The organism is Aeribacillus sp. FSL M8-0235 (assembly GCF_038000355.1).
Classification (GTDB): Bacteria; Bacillota; Bacilli; order Bacillales; family Aeribacillaceae; genus Aeribacillus; species Aeribacillus composti.
Genome location: NZ_JBBOBW010000001.1, coordinates 2,813,693 through 2,831,480, shown reverse-complemented (window position 1 = coordinate 2,831,480; position 17,788 = coordinate 2,813,693). Strand labels below are relative to the sequence as shown.

The 17,788-nt window shown below is 39.3% G+C and carries 20 protein-coding genes and 1 other annotated feature; of the genes, 18 read left to right on the top strand and 2 right to left on the bottom strand.

The genetic code is table 11. From position 1 onward, the window contains the following. Nucleotides 1-58: 58 nt before the first annotated feature. From mutM to coaW, 12 genes are all read left to right on the top strand, one after another. Nucleotides 59-883, top strand: a complete 825-nt coding sequence (gene mutM, locus NSQ71_RS13890; protein ID WP_130156137.1) for a DNA-formamidopyrimidine glycosylase — start codon at nucleotides 59-61, stop codon at nucleotides 881-883. Next, nucleotides 840-1,622 (top strand): sporulation membrane protein YtaF, encoded by a 783-nt coding sequence (gene ytaF / locus NSQ71_RS13885; RefSeq protein ID WP_340734110.1) that lies wholly within the window; start codon nucleotides 840-842, stop codon nucleotides 1,620-1,622. Before mutM ends, ytaF begins: the two co-directional genes overlap by 44 nt. A 20-nt stretch (nucleotides 1,623-1,642) precedes the next feature. Then, nucleotides 1,643-2,242 carry a dephospho-CoA kinase gene (coaE, locus tag NSQ71_RS13880; RefSeq protein WP_063387409.1) on the top strand — a complete coding sequence of 200 codons (600 nt, stop codon included), beginning with the start codon at nucleotides 1,643-1,645 and terminating at the stop codon, nucleotides 2,240-2,242. 152 nt (nucleotides 2,243-2,394) lie between these two features. After that, entirely contained in the window at nucleotides 2,395-3,420 is a 1,026-nt protein-coding gene (locus tag NSQ71_RS13875; RefSeq protein ID WP_063387490.1) for a glyceraldehyde-3-phosphate dehydrogenase, read from the top strand. 261 nt (nucleotides 3,421-3,681) lie between these two features. Continuing rightward, nucleotides 3,682-4,062, top strand: a complete 381-nt coding sequence (gene speD / locus NSQ71_RS13870) for an adenosylmethionine decarboxylase (RefSeq protein WP_063387410.1) — start codon at nucleotides 3,682-3,684, stop codon at nucleotides 4,060-4,062. Nucleotides 4,063-4,492: 430 nt separating this feature from the next. After that, nucleotides 4,493-4,954 (top strand): transcriptional regulator NrdR, encoded by a 462-nt coding sequence (gene nrdR, locus NSQ71_RS13865; protein ID WP_063387411.1) that lies wholly within the window; start codon nucleotides 4,493-4,495, stop codon nucleotides 4,952-4,954. 46 nt (nucleotides 4,955-5,000) lie between these two features. Continuing rightward, the gene (locus NSQ71_RS13860) at nucleotides 5,001-6,395 is read left to right on the top strand and encodes a replication initiation and membrane attachment family protein (protein WP_094246325.1); all 1,395 of its coding nucleotides are present in this window, start codon (nucleotides 5,001-5,003) and stop codon (nucleotides 6,393-6,395) included. 18 nt (nucleotides 6,396-6,413) lie between these two features. Beyond that, nucleotides 6,414-7,349: a primosomal protein DnaI gene (gene dnaI, locus NSQ71_RS13855; RefSeq protein WP_063387413.1), complete on the top strand. Its 936-nt coding sequence runs from the start codon at nucleotides 6,414-6,416 to the stop codon at nucleotides 7,347-7,349. A gap of 86 nt (nucleotides 7,350-7,435) precedes the next feature. After that, nucleotides 7,436-8,263, top strand: a complete 828-nt coding sequence (gene ytxC / locus NSQ71_RS13850) for a putative sporulation protein YtxC (RefSeq protein WP_063387414.1) — start codon at nucleotides 7,436-7,438, stop codon at nucleotides 8,261-8,263. 351 nt (nucleotides 8,264-8,614) lie between these two features. Further along, nucleotides 8,615-10,546 (top strand): threonine--tRNA ligase, encoded by a 1,932-nt coding sequence (thrS, locus tag NSQ71_RS13845; RefSeq protein ID WP_066247800.1) that lies wholly within the window; start codon nucleotides 8,615-8,617, stop codon nucleotides 10,544-10,546. Nucleotides 10,547-10,681: 135 nt separating this feature from the next. Continuing rightward, nucleotides 10,682-12,475 carry an IS1182 family transposase gene (locus NSQ71_RS13840; protein ID WP_340734109.1) on the top strand — a complete coding sequence of 598 codons (1,794 nt, stop codon included), beginning with the start codon at nucleotides 10,682-10,684 and terminating at the stop codon, nucleotides 12,473-12,475. A 22-nt stretch (nucleotides 12,476-12,497) separates the two neighbouring features. Continuing rightward, complete coding sequence (gene coaW / locus NSQ71_RS13835; RefSeq protein WP_339197016.1) at nucleotides 12,498-13,301, top strand: type II pantothenate kinase; 804 nt, start codon at nucleotides 12,498-12,500, stop codon at nucleotides 13,299-13,301. Between the two features lie 20 nt (nucleotides 13,302-13,321). Here the strand turns inward: coaW and NSQ71_RS13830 are convergent, their stop codons facing one another. After that, nucleotides 13,322-13,501 (bottom strand): H-type small acid-soluble spore protein, encoded by a 180-nt coding sequence (locus NSQ71_RS13830; protein ID WP_063387416.1) that lies wholly within the window; start codon nucleotides 13,499-13,501, stop codon nucleotides 13,322-13,324. Between the two features lie 179 nt (nucleotides 13,502-13,680). Further along, nucleotides 13,681-13,811, top strand: a sequence feature (ribosomal protein L20 leader region). Between the two features lie 68 nt (nucleotides 13,812-13,879). Here NSQ71_RS13830 and infC point away from each other — a divergent pair. From infC to NSQ71_RS13810, 4 genes are all read left to right on the top strand, one after another. Beyond that, nucleotides 13,880-14,401 carry a translation initiation factor IF-3 gene (infC, locus tag NSQ71_RS13825; RefSeq protein WP_222422773.1) on the top strand — a complete coding sequence of 174 codons (522 nt, stop codon included), beginning with the start codon at nucleotides 13,880-13,882 and terminating at the stop codon, nucleotides 14,399-14,401. Between the two features lie 15 nt (nucleotides 14,402-14,416). Next, nucleotides 14,417-14,617: a 50S ribosomal protein L35 gene (rpmI, locus tag NSQ71_RS13820; protein ID WP_063387419.1), complete on the top strand. Its 201-nt coding sequence runs from the start codon at nucleotides 14,417-14,419 to the stop codon at nucleotides 14,615-14,617. 34 nt (nucleotides 14,618-14,651) lie between these two features. After that, entirely contained in the window at nucleotides 14,652-15,011 is a 360-nt protein-coding gene (rplT, locus tag NSQ71_RS13815; RefSeq protein WP_063387420.1) for a 50S ribosomal protein L20, read from the top strand. 148 nt (nucleotides 15,012-15,159) lie between these two features. Then, nucleotides 15,160-15,351 (top strand): hypothetical protein, encoded by a 192-nt coding sequence (locus tag NSQ71_RS13810; protein WP_130156128.1) that lies wholly within the window; start codon nucleotides 15,160-15,162, stop codon nucleotides 15,349-15,351. A gap of 277 nt (nucleotides 15,352-15,628) precedes the next feature. Here the strand turns inward: NSQ71_RS13810 and NSQ71_RS13805 are convergent, their stop codons facing one another. Then, nucleotides 15,629-16,039 (bottom strand): hypothetical protein, encoded by a 411-nt coding sequence (locus tag NSQ71_RS13805; protein ID WP_063387422.1) that lies wholly within the window; start codon nucleotides 16,037-16,039, stop codon nucleotides 15,629-15,631. A gap of 122 nt (nucleotides 16,040-16,161) precedes the next feature. Between NSQ71_RS13805 and NSQ71_RS13800 the strand changes: the two genes are divergently transcribed. After that, on the top strand, nucleotides 16,162-16,650 hold the full coding sequence (locus tag NSQ71_RS13800) for a dUTP diphosphatase (RefSeq protein WP_063387423.1): 489 nt from the start codon (nucleotides 16,162-16,164) through the stop codon (nucleotides 16,648-16,650). 49 nt (nucleotides 16,651-16,699) lie between these two features. Further along, nucleotides 16,700-17,785: a M42 family metallopeptidase gene (locus tag NSQ71_RS13795; protein ID WP_340734108.1), complete on the top strand. Its 1,086-nt coding sequence runs from the start codon at nucleotides 16,700-16,702 to the stop codon at nucleotides 17,783-17,785. The last annotated feature ends 3 nt before the right edge of the window (nucleotides 17,786-17,788 follow it).

The following is a 17,788-nucleotide window of genomic DNA, read 5'->3' as shown; positions in this document are numbered from 1 at the left end:
AAAAGGCGGAAAGGGAAGCTCCCCCGCCTTTTTCGAGTGTAGATAAGGGGTGAACATAATGCCTGAGCTTCCTGAAGTAGAAACGATTCGAAAAACATTAAGGGAGCTTGTCATAGGAAAAGTCATCGATGAAGTTATCGTATCATGGCCGAAAATCATCAAACGTCCCGAAGACGCAGAGCAGTTTTGCCGCGTTTTGAGAGGGGAAACAATCAATGAAATCGGAAGAAGAGGGAAATTTTTAAAATTTTATTTAGATCGTTATGTTCTTGTATCACATTTACGAATGGAAGGAAGATATGGACTGTATCCAAAAATAAAGCCCATTGAACCTCACACACATGTCATTTTTCGCTTTCAAGATGAAACGGAATTAAGATATCGGGATGTTCGCAAATTTGGCACTATGCATCTGTATCAAAAGGGCGAGGAGGAGAAGCATCCTCCTTTGTCCCAGTTAGGGATGGAGCCTTTTTCGGAACAATTTACTGCTGAAAGACTTATGAGCAAGCTTCAGTCTACCTCTAGAAACATCAAGACGGTTTTGCTTGACCAAAAAATAGTGGCGGGATTAGGAAACATTTACGTTGATGAAGTATTGTTTCGATCAGGCATTCATCCGGAGCGGCTGGCAAAAGATTTGACAGCGGAAAAAGTGAAAATATTGCATCGGGAAATTATTCAAACGCTGAAGGAAGCAGTTGAAAAAGGAGGAAGTACTGTCCGATCCTACGTCAATTCACAAGGGCAAATCGGGATGTTTCAACTGGACTTATTTGTCTATGCAAGAGAAAAAGAACAATGTAAAATTTGCGGAAGCCCTATCCAAAAAATAAAAATTGGGGGAAGAGGCACACATTTTTGTTCATCTTGCCAAGTGTAGAAAGATTTATGCCACCTTCTTTAAGCGAACACATTTTAGTCGGTTTTCATATTACTATGTTAGCAATAAAAGGAAAGAAGGGGCATTTGATAAAATGACGGAAATCGGATCGGTTTTAATATTGGCGTTGGCAGTCAGTCTTGATAGTTTTTCTGTTGGCTTAGCGTTCGGTTTGCGTAAAGTAAAAATTCCAATTAAATCGATTATCACTATTTCATGCTGTTCGGCGATTGTGTTGCTCGCTGCGATGATGGCCGGACAAATAGCTCAAAGTGTTCTTCCTCCCTATTTTACGGATAGGCTTGGCGGAGCTATTTTCATTTTGCTTGGCATGTTTGTGTTATATTCCTTTTTCCGCAACAATGAATCAGAGGATGAGAAAGATGAGGAAAAGAGTGAAAAAACGATTTTAAATATGGAATTAAAATCGTTAGGCATTGTCATTCATATATTGAAAAAGCCTGCTGCAGTTGATATGGATCGATCTGGCGAGATTACAGGCGTGGAAGCTTTGCTGCTTGGGATCGCTCTTTCGCTCGATTCATTCGGAGCAGGAATCGGTGCGGCTTTAGCAGGGTATGAACCTTTTTTAACAGCTATTTTCGTCACTTGTATGAGCACGATGTTTGTTTATATTGGAATGAAATTCGGCCGATTTGCTTCATCCTATTCGTTTTTTGAAAAGTTTTCATTTATCCCGGGTTTATTATTAATAATGATCGGTGTTTGGGCCATGTAAGGATAAAGGAGAATGATGATATGACAATGATTATTGGATTAACTGGAGGCATAGCAAGCGGAAAAAGCACTGTGTCTGAAATGCTTAAAAAAAGAGGCATTCCAGTTATTGACGCAGATCTAATTGCAAGAGAAGTGGTAGAAGTCGGCAAAAAAGCATATACAGAGATCGTAAATGCTTTCGGAAAAGAAATATTAAACGAAGACTTAACGATCAACCGAGCTCGATTAGGCTCCATTGTATTTCAAAACGAAGATAAGCGGGAGAAGCTAAACAGTATTGTACATCCTGAGGTCAGGCTGGAAATGAAAAGGCGACAGGAACAATTGATCTCAGAAGGTGCGAAAGCAGTAGTTCTTGATATTCCCCTTCTATTTGAAAGCAATTTGAAGCATTTAGTGGATAAAGTGATTGTTGTTTATACGGGAGAAAAAAATCAACTGGAACGATTAATGAAAAGGAATAATTTTTCGAAGAAAGAAGCTTTATCACGCATCAATGCACAAATGCCTTTGAAAGAAAAAGTAAAATTTGCCGATGCAGTGATCAATAATGATGGAACATTAGAAGAAACGGAACAGCAATTGGAAAACATTCTCATGAATTGGGGAATTGGTTAATCCGCTCGTGAATAGAGCGGTTTTTTTTATTTTTAGTATATATTTTTTAAGAAACGATTAAAATAATTGTTTCGTTATTTTATAAATATGATATACTAATTAACAGAATAGGAGATAAAAAGTGTAACATAATGCCGGAAGGGGATATTCACATGAGTGCTAAGGTTGCCATTAACGGTTTCGGCCGAATTGGCCGAATGGTATTCAGAAAAGCAATTTTAGAAGGAGATTTGAATATCGTAGCAATCAATGCAAGCTATCCAGCAGAAACATTGGCTCATTTAATTAAATACGATACAAACCATGGGAAATTTGAAGGAGAAGTCATTCCAAAAGAAGATCATTTAATTGTAAATGGCCATAAAGTGCTTCTTTTGAACAATCGAAATCCTATTGAACTTCCCTGGAAAGATCTAGATGTGGACATAGTGATTGAAGCGACAGGAAAATTCAACTCCCGTGAAAAAGCGATGATGCATGTTGAGGCAGGGGCGAAGAAAGTCATTTTAACAGCACCTGGAAAAAATGAAGATGTAACGATTGTTATCGGTGTAAACGAAGAACAATATGATCCTGACAACCATGTCATTATTTCGAATGCTTCTTGCACAACAAACTGTCTAGCGCCTGTTGCAAAAGTTCTTGATGAACAGTTTGGCATTGAATATGGTTTAATGACCACTGTCCACGCATATACGAACGATCAAAGAAATATTGATAATCCGCATAAAGATTTAAGAAGAGCGCGAGCGTGCGCCCAATCAATCATTCCGACAACTACCGGTGCAGCAAAAGCGATCGGTTTAGTTTTACCGCAATTAAAAGGAAAATTGCACGGTCTTGCATTAAGAGTGCCTACACCAAACGTCTCCCTCGTAGACTTTGTTGTAGATCTAAAACGCGATGTGACCGTTGAAGAGGTAAATGAAGCGTTTATCCAAGCTTCTCAAGGAAAGCTGAAGGGGATATTAGATTTTTCTTCAGAACCGCTCGTATCGGTTGACTACAACACAAACCCGCACTCTGCTATTGTCGACGGTTTAACGACAATGGTTATGGGAACAAGAAAGGTAAAAGTGCTTGCATGGTATGATAATGAATGGGGCTACTCTTGCCGCGTTGTGGATTTAGCAAAACTTGTAGCAAGCAAATTGAATAAATTGGCCGCAGCTGTATAAAATGATGGGAGGGTTGATCTTTACAAAGATTGACCCTCTTCTTCTTTTTGTTTGGATACTTTTTTCAGCGCAAAATTTTTGACAAAGTATGTTGCAAAAACAAATCAAACCATATATACTATTTTTCGTGAACTTCTTAAACGCAAGGTAATGTGGCTACTTAAAGGGTTAGGACCTCTTTGGACTAACTTTCCCCCGTGGTAGTTAAACATACCAGAGTGCGAAGAATTCATAAAAATTTATAAAGGGGGATCCATGGCTATGGAAACAATGGGACGTCACGTTATCTCTGAGCTGTGGGGATGCGACTTTGATAAGTTGAATGACTTGGAATTTATTGAAAAAACGTTTGTAAATGCAGCATTAAAATCAGGTGCTGAAATCCGGGAGGTTGCGTTTCATAAGTTTGCGCCTCAGGGTGTAAGCGGAGTTGTGATCATTTCAGAGTCACACCTAACAATTCATAGTTTTCCAGAGCATGGATATGCTAGCATTGATGTGTACACTTGCGGTGATTTAAATCCAAATATTGCAGCGGATTACATTTCTGAAGCTTTAGGTGCTCAAACGCGCGAAAATATTGAAATTCCTCGCGGTATGGGTCCTGTTCAAATCAAACAGGGTCAAGCAAAAGCACTTTAAAGTGAAAACAGAATAAAATTTGAATGGAAATGCAAAGAGGTGTCAGCTTTTTACTGCACCTCTTTTTATATTATAATAAAGAATAATATTTCATATTGAATGGTATTTAGAGGCATCTTATTTGTGGCCTCAAAGGACCGAGTTATTCTACCCCCTTCAAAGCCGTTATGAAAAAGAGGCTTTGATGTTTTTAAAATCATTCATTGTAGTGATGTAAAAATAAAAAAGCTTTTATTGGCATGGCTGCCATCACTGTTTGGCGGTTCGAACATCATTTGATTGGACCGGACTGACAGAAATCCATTTCATTCAGTCGAATTATCTATAACAAAAATACAAGAGCTTGAAAGTTTCTTGTCTGATCCAATGCTATTTAATAAGATGTAGGTAGAGCTTTTTTGATTTAGTTAAAAAGATTGGAGCTGGTGATATGAAATGCCCTTCCTGCCACCATTTTGGAACACGTGTTTTAGATTCGCGTCCAGTCGATGAAGGGAGATCAATTCGGAGGCGAAGGGAATGTGAGGAATGTCAATATCGGTTCACAACGTTTGAAAAAGTGGAAGAAATTCCGCTCATCGTTGTGAAAAAGGAAGGAACACGTGAAGAGTTCAGCAGGGAAAAAGTTTTGCGCGGGATGATTAAAGCTTGTGAGAAAAGACCGGTTTCTTTAAAAAAATTGGAAGATGCTGCGCATGATATTGAAAAAGAACTAAGAAATCTAGGTACATCGGAAATATCAAGCGAAACGATCGGCGAAATGGTGATGGACAGACTAGCCGAAATTGATGAAGTCGCATACGTTCGATTTGCTTCTGTTTACAGGCAATTTAAAGATATAAATGTCTTTATTGAGGAATTGAAAGAACTGATCAAAAAAGAACGTTCATAAAAGAGCTGCGAGATTATGACATGCTATTTGGGAAGGTTTTGAAAAAATGATTGGACATCATCACTGGAAAGAGCTGCTGCCTGTTGATCGCTACGTTGTGAAATGTACGAGCAGTTTGATTCATGAATTTGACCGAAAAGTTCTTACATTACTGTACCAGCCCTTAATCGGGCCAAGAACGTTAAACTTATACATGACGCTTTGGAGCGAGCTTGAACAAAACCGTCTTTGGGGGACGGAATCGACCCACCATTTTTTAATGGCTGTTACTCAATCCCCATTAAATGAAATTTATCATGACCGTTTGAAATTAGAAGGAATAGGTCTTTTAAAAACATACCTTGTCGATGAAAGCGAACCGAAAAAATATATTTATGAACTTCAACGACCTCTTTCCCCCAAACAATTTTTTTATGATGGAATGTTGAACATATATTTATATAACAGAGTTGGAAAAACGGTGTACCAAAGATTGAAAAGCTATTTTTCCGATAAATCGGTTGATAGCAACGCCAAAGATGTGACAAGATCATTTCATGAAGTATACCAATCGATCCACCCATCTGAGCTTTCAGCCAATATTGCAATGGAACCCGAGGAAAACGATCAGGAGCTTTTTGATCATGCGCCTGGAGAACCGATTTCGATTCAAAACCAGTCCTTTGATTTTCAATTGTTTTATGCCGGTTTATCAGAGCATATTGTGCCCAAAAAAGCGATCACGCCTGCGGTTAAGGAAGCTGTTGAGAAATTAGCATATGTTTATGGAATTGATCCAATTGAAATGAAAAATCTGGTCATCCGTTCTTTGGATCATGATGAGCAAATTAATTTAGACGAGCTGCGAAAATGGGCGAGGGATTGGTATAAGCTGAATCACGGCAACCGTCTTCCAGAGCTTGTTGATAGGCTTCAGCCTTTGAATCAGCGGGTGAAAGACGAAGAAATTGAACAGTCAAAAGATAAGGAATTAATTCGACAGCTTGAATCCATCTCTCCAAGACAGTTTCTAAAAGATATTTCAGGCGGTATTGAACCGTCCGCAGCGGATTTGAAAATTATTGAAGATGTCATGTTTCAGCAAAAGCTGCTTCCCGGAGTTGTCAACGTTTTAATTTATTATGTCCTGCTAAAAACAAATATGAGATTGTCAAGAGCGTATGTTGAGAAAATTGCCAGCCACTGGGCTCGATTAGGAATTAAAACTGTGAAGGATGCAGTGGATGTGGCGAAAAAAGAACATAAGAAATATTTAACTTGGGCGGAAACAAAGGATAAGAAGACTGTCAGCAAAAAAATCGTTCGAAAAGAAAAACTCCCTTCATGGCTTTTGGAAAACGAAAATCAACAGGTAGAAAACATCGATCCGGAAGCGTTTGAAAAAGAAAAACAAAAGCTACAGGAGCGGATTAAAAAATATAAAAATAAACAGAAGGACTAGGTGAAAGGAGGGAGGAAGATGGAATCCCTGCAAAATCATTTAAAACAATTCATGAACAGCAAAGGGTTTCGGGAAACGTATTTGAACTTGAAACAGCAAATAAAATCGGACAAAGATGTCAGGTTATTTTTAGAAAAGCATAAAAATCAAATCGATGAACATATGATTGACCGCAGCTTAGGCAAACTGTATGAATTTGTAACGCAGAGCAAGTTTTGCCGTGAATGCCGAAATTTAGATGAGTGCAAAAATATTTTAAAAGGATATCACCCTACATTAATTATTGAAAGAAAAACAATCGACCTGAAATATGATAAATGCCCGAGAAAAGAAGCATATGATGCTCGAAAAAAACAAGAATCGCTCATTAAATGCATGTATGTACCAAAGGAAATCCTCAATGCACACCTAGAGGATATTGATTTAAACGAACCAAACCGTCTGAAGGCAGTGTCTCTCGTGCAAGATTTTGTTGAGCAATACGGTCAAAATGATCGGTTAAAAGGATTGTATTTATACGGTTCCTTCGGCGTGGGAAAGACATTTATTCTTGGAGCGATCGCGAATGAGCTGGCGGAAAAAGGCGTTCCTTCCATGCTTGTATATGTTCCGGAGTTTGTCAGGGAGTTAAAAAGCGCTCTTCAAGATCATTCACTGAATGAAAAGATTGATGCGGTTAAAAAAATTCCGGTATTAATGCTTGATGATATTGGTGCTGAATCGATGTCGAGCTGGATGAGAGACGACATTTTAGGCTCGATTCTCCAATTCCGCATGCTTGAAAATTTACCGACCTTTTTTACATCCAACTTTAATTTTAGCGAATTGGAACACCACCTGACTTATTCACAAAAAGGCGAAATAGAACAGCTAAAGGCAAAAAGAATTATGGAAAGGATTCGTTTTTTGGCCATTCCCGTGGAATTGAAAGGAAAAAATCGCAGACAAGAATAACCGCTGGACAGCAAACACTTCTAAATAATGCCATCCCCCCATATATATAGAAACAGGACTTGCTATATAAAGGGGGGGATCTTTTTTTGCTGGAAATAACTTTTCAAACGGAAAAAGAAGCTTCTTATCTGCATCAATTGCTTAATACAGAGAAGGAAAACTTTGATTTCCAAGCAGCCTTGCTGAACGGCACAGTATTAACATGTGAAACAGATGATTGGGAAACATTTATATCTGATGTGCTCGTACCATCATTTGTTGACTTTTTTCTAAATGTGAAAGAGCCCCGTCTCCTTCTTTTTATAATTGAAAAACAATTTTATTTTGAGGATGAAGATGAAAAACAGCAAATTTTACATATTGCTCAATCGATCTTGGAAGGAGAGCGGGCGGAAATTCCAATGATCAAACATTTTGAGCCGAGAGAAAACTTAATTATTTCTGCTTTAACGAATTTCCTTCGGCCAAACCAATCTTTTTCTATAGAATCATTTATTCAATTCCGCTTGTCTGATTATTTATCAAGACTTTCGGAATATGTCGGTCTCTCCATTGAAGAGTATAAAATGGAGCAGGAATACCAAAATTTTATTCAAAGCTTGCGGGAATATGTTCTCAATAAAAAACCGAAATTATCAACGATTCATATTTTGCATGATACTTCCTTTCAAGTGTTTAATGAAAAGTTCATCGAAATAAAAGAGCTGGAATTGAAAAAGTGGATTGATCGGGAATTTATTTATCGCCACCCGATGTATATTGATTCCCATTTGCTGGCCCCGCTTGTATCCATTGCTCCTTTAGAAATTTATATATACTCCGATCAACAGGAGGAAGCAATGATTCAAACGATCCAAAACATCTTTCAGGAACGGGTTCGATTTTTTTCAAGGGCTAGCTTTCAAAAACGATAAGTTTCTTTCAGTACTCCTTGATTTTTGGTGGCGAATCAGTCTATAATACGGTTGAAATCATTCATCACGAAAAGGTTATGATGAGGACACGGGAGTATTATCACAGTTCAAAGAGAGGGAAGGCACAGGCTGAAACCTTCCTAACTCGTGTAATGCTCTTACCACCTCTAAACTTCAGCTGTGAACGGCTTTTGCCAAGTAATAGCTGGCGGATTGCTCCGTTATCAAAATGAGCCGCGCAAAGTTTTGAGCGGGAACTAGGGTGGAACCACGGGTTTTACATACAACACTCGTCCCTTCTTTTAGGGACGGGTGTTTATTTTTGCAAGAAAAAACAAAGGAGGAAAGAAGATGAAAGAAGCCATTAAAATTACTTTTCCAGACGGTTCTGTAAAAGAATTTCCGTACGGAACAACAACGGAAGAAATCGCTGCATCCATCAGCCCTGGATTAAAGAAAAAAGCCATTGCAGGTAAAATAAATGGAAAGCTTATTGACTTAAAAACCCCGATTGAACAAGACGGCCAGATTGAAATTTTGACGCCTGATACAAAAGAAGCGTTAGAAATTTTACGACATAGTACAGCACATTTAATGGCGCAAGCGATTAAACGGCTTTACCCAAATGTAAAATTGGGAGTTGGGCCCGTCATTGAAAACGGTTTTTATTATGATATCGATATGGATGAAACGATCTCACACGAAGATTTGCCTAAAATCGAAAAAGAAATGAAAAAAATTGTCGGCGAAAATTTGCCGGTTATTCGTAAAGAAGTAAGCCGCGATGAAGCAAAAAAAATGTATGAGGAAATCGGCGACCATTTAAAGCTTGAGCTTATCGATGATATTCCGGAAGGCGAAATCATTTCCATATATGAGCAAGGAGAATTTTTCGATCTATGCCGAGGAGTCCACGTTCCTTCTACCGGAAAAATAAAGGAATTTAAATTGCTCAGCGTAGCCGGCGCCTACTGGCGTGGAGACAGCAAAAACAAAATGCTTCAACGCATATACGGTACAGCATTTTTTACAAAAGAAGAGCTTAAAGAACATCTCCGCATGCTTGAAGAAGCGAAAGAGCGGGATCATCGCAAGCTTGGAAAAGAATTAAACCTGTTTACCACTTCTCAAAAGGTTGGACAAGGCTTGCCGCTTTGGCTGCCAAAAGGTGCAACTATCCGCCGGATTATCGAACGCTATATTGTTGATAAAGAAATTAAACTCGGATACCAGCATGTATACACACCTGTTCTCGGCAGCGTCGATCTTTATAAAGCTTCCGGCCATTGGGACCATTATCAAGATGATATGTTTCCGCCAATGAAGATGGATAACGAAGAGCTTGTATTGCGTCCGATGAACTGCCCGCATCATATGATGATTTACAAAAATGAAATTCACAGCTATCGGGAATTGCCGATCCGCATTGCAGAACTTGGAACAATGCACAGATACGAAATGTCAGGGGCATTGACAGGGCTGCAGCGTGTTCGCGGGATGACGTTGAACGATGCGCATATTTTCGTGCGGCCGGATCAAATTAAAGACGAATTCATCCGAGTTGTCCGCCTTATTGAAGAGGTATACGAGGATTTTGGTATAAAAGATTATTCGTTCCGATTATCTTACCGCGATCCTGAGGATAAAGAAAAATATTATGATGATGATGAAATGTGGGAAAAGGCCCAGTCGATGCTGAAAGCCGCAATGGACGAACTCGGGCTGGATTATTATGAAGCGGAAGGTGAAGCGGCATTTTACGGACCGAAATTGGATGTACAAGTGCGGACGGCTTTAGGAAAAGATGAAACATTATCGACTGTTCAGCTAGATTTTCTCCTTCCGGAACGGCTTGATTTAACATATGTTGGCGAAGACGGCAAACATCATCGGCCAGTTGTTATTCACCGCGGAGTTGTTTCAACGATGGAACGGTTTGTTGCCTTCTTAATTGAGGAATATAAAGGCGCCTTCCCAACTTGGCTTGCACCTGTGCAAGTCAAAGTCATCCCTGTTTCGCCGGAAGTGCATCTTGATTATGCCAAAACAGTAGAACAGCGTCTTCAGCAAGAAGGCTTGCGTGTTGAAGTCGATATTCGGGATGAAAAAATCGGCTATAAAATTCGTGAGGCACAAATGCAAAAAATCCCGTACATGGTCGTTGTCGGTGATCAAGAAGCAGAAAATGAGACGGTCAATGTCAGAAAGTATGGAGAACAAAAATCAGAATCCATGCCGCTGGAGACATTTGCTGTATCTGTTGGAAAAGAAGGGAGAAAATAAGGGGCTGTCCAAAAAGTCAGGGTAACTGACTTTTTGGAGCCCCTCATTTTTCACTTTTAAAAAAAATGCACAAAAAAATCGTCCTTTCTAGTAAAATGAAGTTACCACACAACATTACAGAAAGGACGATTTTTTATGAGCAATCAAATGATTACTCGTGAAAATTATAACACACAAATGACACTTCCTCTAGATGGAAAAGAAGAAAAAACTCCTGCCAAAAGAAATTTAGCCCCTACTTTCAAACCATATGACAACCGTCAAGTTCAAATGATTTATGATATTGAATCTCTTATACCCGAACATCACGTGGCACGTGTCGTGGACGAAATGGTGGAGGCGATACCAGATAAACAATTGTTTTCTCATTATAAAGGCGGCGGCAGAAGTTCCTATCATCCCAAAATGATGCTGAAAATCATTCTGTATGCTTATTCTCAAAAGGTTTATTCCTGCCGAGGAATCGAAAAACTCGTTAAAGAAAATATTCCTGCCATGTGGCTTTCAGCGATGCAACAACCAGATTTTCGCACCATTAATGAGTTCCGAGGGGAACGGATGAAAGCTTTCATGGATGAGCTCTTTGAAGTCATGATTCTCAAATTGATAAAAGAACATTACATCACGATGGAAAACTACTTTTTGGATGGCACTAAGATCGAAGCCAATGCCAATAAGTATTCTTTTGTGTGGAAAAAATCCACTTTGAAATTCGAAGAGAAATTAAAAGAAAAAATCCAAGAAACACTAAAGCACATTCATGAATTAACCCAATTAGAAGCCGGAACAGGGCAAAAGGAAAGCGATCAACATACAGAGATCACCGAACAAAACCTGGAGGAAACCGCAAAAGAAATAGAAGAAAAAGTTGAAACGCTAACGGAAGAAATCGAAAAGGAGACCGATACATCCATTCGGAAAGAGAAGCGAAAAAAACGCAGTCAATTAAAGAAATCGGTGAAACAAATTCGGGAAGATTTCCTGCCCCGAATGGCAAGATACAAAGAACAAAAGGAAATGTTCGGTGACCGTAACAGCTACTCGAAAACAGACAAAGACGCAACCTTCATGCGCATGAAAGAAGACCATATGAAAAACGGTCAGCTCAAGCCCGGATACAACGTGCAAATGGGGACAGAGAATCAGTTTATCTTGTTTTATACTATTCATCAACGACCGACCGATACACGTTGCTTTATCCCACATATGGAGAAGCTAGCCTCCAGTTCATTACCGATGCCCCAAACAGTTATTGCGGATGCAGGCTATGGTAGTGAAGAAAACTATGTATATGCAGTTGGTGATGAGAAAGAGCCCCGTTTTGAGTTTCTAATTCCTTATGGGAGCTATGTAAAAGAACAAACACGTACATACAAAAAAGACATTAAAAATGCCAAAAACTGGACCTATTGTGAAGAGGATGATTGTTTTATTTGCCCGAATGGAAGGAGAGTAACGTTTAAAAAATACCAAAACAAAAAGAATCCATCTGGCTATGAACAAAGCTTCAAAATATACGAATGTGAAGATTGTACCGATTGCCCATTGAAAGCGAAATGCACAAAAGCGAAAGGCAACCGACAAGTTCACTGGAATCCCATCTTCGAAGAAATGAAAGCAAAGGCCAAAACAGCCCTTGAATGTGAAGAGAAAGCCGCTATCTACGCTCGACGCAAAGTCGAGGCAGAAAGTGTGTTCGGTCACATCAAGGGCAATCGGTCGTTCCGCAGATTTTCTTTGCGGGGCCTCGACAAGGTACATGTTGAGTTTGGGATTGTGGCATTAGCCCACAACATACTGAAAGTAGCCGGTATCCGCCAGCTACTTTCAGATAAAAATCGAAAAAATATAAAAGCAAGTGGAGAGAAACGAATTGTTTTTCTCCACTTGCTTCATTTTAGGGACTTATCGGACAGCCCCTTTTTTTGAAACATAAGCGAGGGGTGTACGGATGGAAATAGTAGGAATTGATGCAGGGGGAAGTTTATTAAAAATTGCTTATGTTGAACATGGGCGATATCGGTATAAATGGTTTCCAATTGATGAAATGGATCAAGCTCTTTCTTGGATGAAGAGATTGAAGCCGGCTGCCCGCTATAGAATAACAGGAGGCAGAGCTGCAAAAGTAAAAGAAAAATTGACCGGCGCTGATGTGACCTTTATTCCAGAATTTGATTCAGTTTGTATAGGAACAAGAGAGCTTTTAGTAGAAGAAGGAAAGGAGCCAAAGAGCGATTTTTTAATCGTCAGCATCGGAACTGGAACATCTTTTTTCCTTATGAAGGGCGAGCGGTATGAGCGTTTGCTTGGAAGCGGTATCGGCGGCGGTGTTATTTCCGGTTTAAGCCGGCTCATTTTGCAGGAGAGCAATTTTTATCAAATCGTTGATTTGGCGAAAAAAGGTGATCGAAGCCATGTTGATTTGTTGGTAAAAGATTTGTATGGAGAAGAGGCTCCTCCAATTTTAGGAGATGTAACCGCTGCTAATTTTGGCAATCCGGATTTATCGAGAGCCCGGAAAAAAGATGCTTTTGCAACGTTATTTCAATTGATTGGTGAAACGATCGTTCTTTTGGCAAAGCAATGTGCCGAGCTTCATCAAGTGGACACGTGTGTCTATGTTGGAGCTGCAATTTCGCAAAACCCTCCTTTACAACAAATCATCCAAAGCTTTGATTCCATGACAGGTCTGCAAAGCATATTTTTATCAAACGGTTCTTTTACCGGAGCATTGGGAGCTATTTTATATCAATAATGTTTAAAACAATGGAGGAATTATTTTTCTTCAAGCTCAGAAATATCTACAACCGTACGTTCTTTAAACGGACCTCTTACATGAACGGTTGCTGTTTTTCCATCTTCATTTAGCTGATCAATCCAAACGGAAGCTCCGTTATAGAGAACTTCAATATCAGCGGGCGAGGATAAAATTTGTTTTACGCGGTTTGCATCCATTTCGATCACTCCAATAGTTATATGAAATATTGATTATCATGTCCACTCCATTCCGATTTATGTATGTTCATTCAAATAGACTCTTGCATTTTCTGTTTGAATAGTTTAAAATGGTATCGTTTTTGAAGAAATGTTGTTTTGACAAAGCTGCTTTGCCATGGTAGAATATTATAGTCAAGGAGAACAAGCAGAAGCACCCGCTTCTCACCTGATTGACGCACATTGTTGCTGTTGACAGGTTTATACATTGGACAAAAAGTTCGTGTATTCAACGTGTGGGTGCAGTGTGCGTCTACGCGTTTTTTATTTGCATAAACGAATGTATAAGCTCTGTCAAGGCGAACGTGCACTTTGTTTATAAAATCTTGGAGGTGGCTCATTATTAGCAAAGATATGTTAGTAAACGAGGGCATCCGCGCTCGTGAAGTTCGACTGGTCGATCAAAACGGTAATCAGTTAGGCATTAAATCACGGCAAGAAGCGCTTGATATTGCCGCAAATGCCAATTTGGATCTCGTTCTTGTTGCTCCGAATGCAAAACCGCCGGTTGCTCGCATCATGGATTACGGAAAATACCGCTTCGAGCAGCAAAAGAAAGAAAAAGAGGCGCGTAAAAAGCAGAAAGTTATTAATGTGAAGGAAGTCCGCCTAAGCCCAACAATTGAAGAGCATGACTTTAATACAAAGCTTCGCAATGCTCGGAAATTTTTGGAGAAGGGTGACAAGGTGAAAGCATCGATCCGCTTTAAAGGAAGAGCGATTACCCATAAAGAAATCGGCCAACGAGTTCTAGAAAGATTTTCTGAAGCATGCGCTGACATCAGTTCTGTTGAAACGAAGCCGAAAATGGATGGGCGCAGCATGTTTCTAGTGCTAGCACCGAAAAACGAAAAGAAATAGAAGGAGGATCCTTTTATGCCTAAAATGAAAACTCATCGCGGCTCTGCGAAAAGATTTAAAAAAACTGGGAACGGAAATTTGAAACGGTCTCATGCATTTACTAGTCATTTATTCGCTAACAAAACTCAAAAGCAAAAACGCAAACTTCGCAAACCAGCATTAGTAAGCAAAGGTGACTTTAAACGTATTCATCAAATGCTTGACAATATAAAATAATTTTTAACTTCGATTTTTTAGGAGGGAATGCATTATGGCACGTGTTAAAGGCGGTACAGTGACACGCAGACGCCGCAAAAAAATTATTAAGCTTGCAAAAGGTTATTACGGTTCGAAGCATCGTTTATATAAAGTTGCTAACCAGCAAGTAATGAAATCTTTAATGTATGCATACCGTGACCGTCGCCAAAGAAAACGCGATTTCCGTAAGCTTTGGATTACGAGAATCAATGCTGCTGCGCGCATTCACGGTCTTTCCTACAACCGGTTCATGCACGGTTTAAAGCTTGCTGGCATTGAAGTAAACAGAAAAATGCTTGCTGACTTAGCAGTAAATGATGAAAAAGGATTTGCACAACTCGCCGAAACAGCTAAAGCTGAATTAAATAAGTAATCGAAAAAGCAAGCCACCTATAAACGTACATTGCCCTTTGGGCTGGACATAATTGAACAGCACATTATTGATCCCCTTTAAGTAGACGTGTAAAAAATCTGCGCAATGACTCGCGGATGCTGCACTTCTATTTGGAGGGGATTTTTATATGGCTGAAAAGGTAAACGATTATGGCTTTACGTTTCTCAACAGTGAAAAAAGTCAAAAGTTCAAGGGTTTTTTAGGCCGATGCAAAAAATTTAGGTTCTATACTAAATGTTGGGATCAAGAATATCATCAAAATGAAAAAAGCATTTACGAAGCACTCTGTTTTATAATGAAAGTGACCAAACCCAATTAAAAAGGAGACTTCGAAAAATTATAATCAATTACCGAGCTGTTTTACAAAATTTCATAGAGGAAGAGAAAAGGTAATGGGATAAAAATAGAAATGGAAGCTAACAGCAGCTCCCGCAATGGGAACTGCCTTCAGAATGCTTATTTTCTTTTTAAATCAGAAATATTGCATAGATTGATCAAAAAAGCGACACCATGATCGTCCAGTCATGGACCGCATAGTCTTTTAACACTGTCAATTTTGAACGAGAATGTCAAGCTGCTCATTCTTTTTTACTGTCTTAAGATAGTGTCGGGAATTCCGATTCGTTCCGATTCAAAAACTCTTTAATTGGACTTTTCCAGTCGATTTTGGCGTAAGGATATGCTTCTTTTATTTTCGATTCTATAAATTGAAAATCTTCTTTTGTAAACCCCCTTAACTTATTTGGAGTAGATGTCCAAATAAAAACGGAGATAACTTCAAAAGAAGTTTCAGTCGTGCCTAAATATTTTTCCCCTTCAAATAAAACTCCTTTATGCGTTAACAAAAAATTTTTGTGGACATTTTCTTTATCATCAAGAAAGAAAAATTTTTTTTGCTCATGAGCCAATTCTAACTTTCGCTTCGGGTTCAATAAATATTTAATGAATGAATAAATTAGGAAAATAATCGCAGCAATTATGAAAAGACGAAGAAGGATGACAATCATTTACTTTAAACCTCCCCGAAGGTCATATTCATACATATACATTACGAAAAAGGAATTGAAGGGGTTTCATTAATGATCACATTTGCTATAATTTTTTTAGATATATTTTAGGGGTTGAGAAAATGGATTTTGAACAGTTATATAAAATGCAAAAAGAATTGGATGAAAAAATTGAAAAGAAACACGGTTTGGAGGAAGAAAGGCTGATCGAGAGAAAAGTTTTAGCCTTGCTTGTCGAAATTGGCGAATTGGCTAATGAAACGCGCTGCTTTAAATTTTGGAGCGTTAAGCCGCCTTCCGACAGAGAGGTTATTTTGGAAGAGTATGTAGACGGCCTTCATTTTTTATTGTCGATCGGCCATGAATTGTATATTGAAAAACTGCCGGAAATGAAAGCAAGAAAAATCGATAAAAGCCTGACCGATCTTTTTTTAAACGTTTATCAAAAAACGGCAAAATTCAGTGAATATTTGTCTGTCCAAGCGTATATCGATTTATTTAACGACTATGTTACACTCGGCTCTGCGCTGGGCTTTTCAGAGGAAGATATTATTTCAGCATACATGGCGAAAAATGAAGTCAATCATGCTAGACAAAATCAAGGATATTAACAATTCCGTTTGGGAAAAATGAAGAATATAAATTAAAGGAGGTTTCAGTGTGGAGAAATGGGATGAAACATTGAAAATGTTAAAAGATTTAACAGACGCGAAAGGCATCGCCGGCAATGAACGGGAAGTCAGAGAAGTAATGAGAGGGTACATAAAAGATTATGCGGATGATATCCAAACGGATGGACTCGGCAGTTTAATTGCCAAAAAAGAAGGAGAATCAGGCGGACCCAAAATTATGATCGCGGGCCATCTTGATGAGGTCGGCTTTATGGTTACGCAAATTGATGATAAAGGGTTCATTCGCTTTCAGCCTGTTGGTGGCTGGTGGAATCAAGTTATGCTCGCACAAAGAGTGACGATTGTCACCCAAAAAGGAGATGTGACCGGCATCATCGGTTCCAAGCCGCCGCATATTTTGCCGGCAGAAGCACGAAAAAAGCCTGTAGAGATCAAAGACATGTTTATTGATATTGGCGCCAGCAGTCGAGAAGAAGCGATGGAATTTGGTGTTCGTCCCGGCGACCCAATTGTGCCTTATTTTGAGTTCACCGTTATGAAAAATGATAAAATCCTTTTGGCGAAAGCTTGGGATAACCGCATCGGTTGTGCAATAGCGATCGAAGTTTTGAAAAAGCTGAAAGGGGTAAACCATCCGAACGTCGTTTACGGTGTAGGAACCGTTCAGGAGGAAGTAGGATTAAGAGGAGCCCGCACATCAGCCCATTATATTGAGCCTGATATTGCTTTCGGCGTAGACGTCGGAATAGCCGGCGACACTCCAGGCATTTCCGAAAAAGAAGCGATGGGAAAAATGGGGAAAGGTCCGCAAATTATTTTATATGATGCTTCTATGGTCTCCCATAAAGGGCTTCGCGATTTTGTCGTAGGGGTCGCTGAAGAATGCGGCATTCCATATCAGTATGATGCTATGCCGGGTGGCGGTACAGACTCCGGATCGATTCATTTAACAGGAAATGGTGTTCCAACGCTTTCCATTACGATTGCAACGCGCTACATTCATACACACGCTGCGATGATTCATCGCGAAGACTTTGAACATACGGTTCAATTATTGACAGAAGTCATTAAACGCCTCGACAAAAAAACGGTTGAAAACATTACGTACAACTAAAAA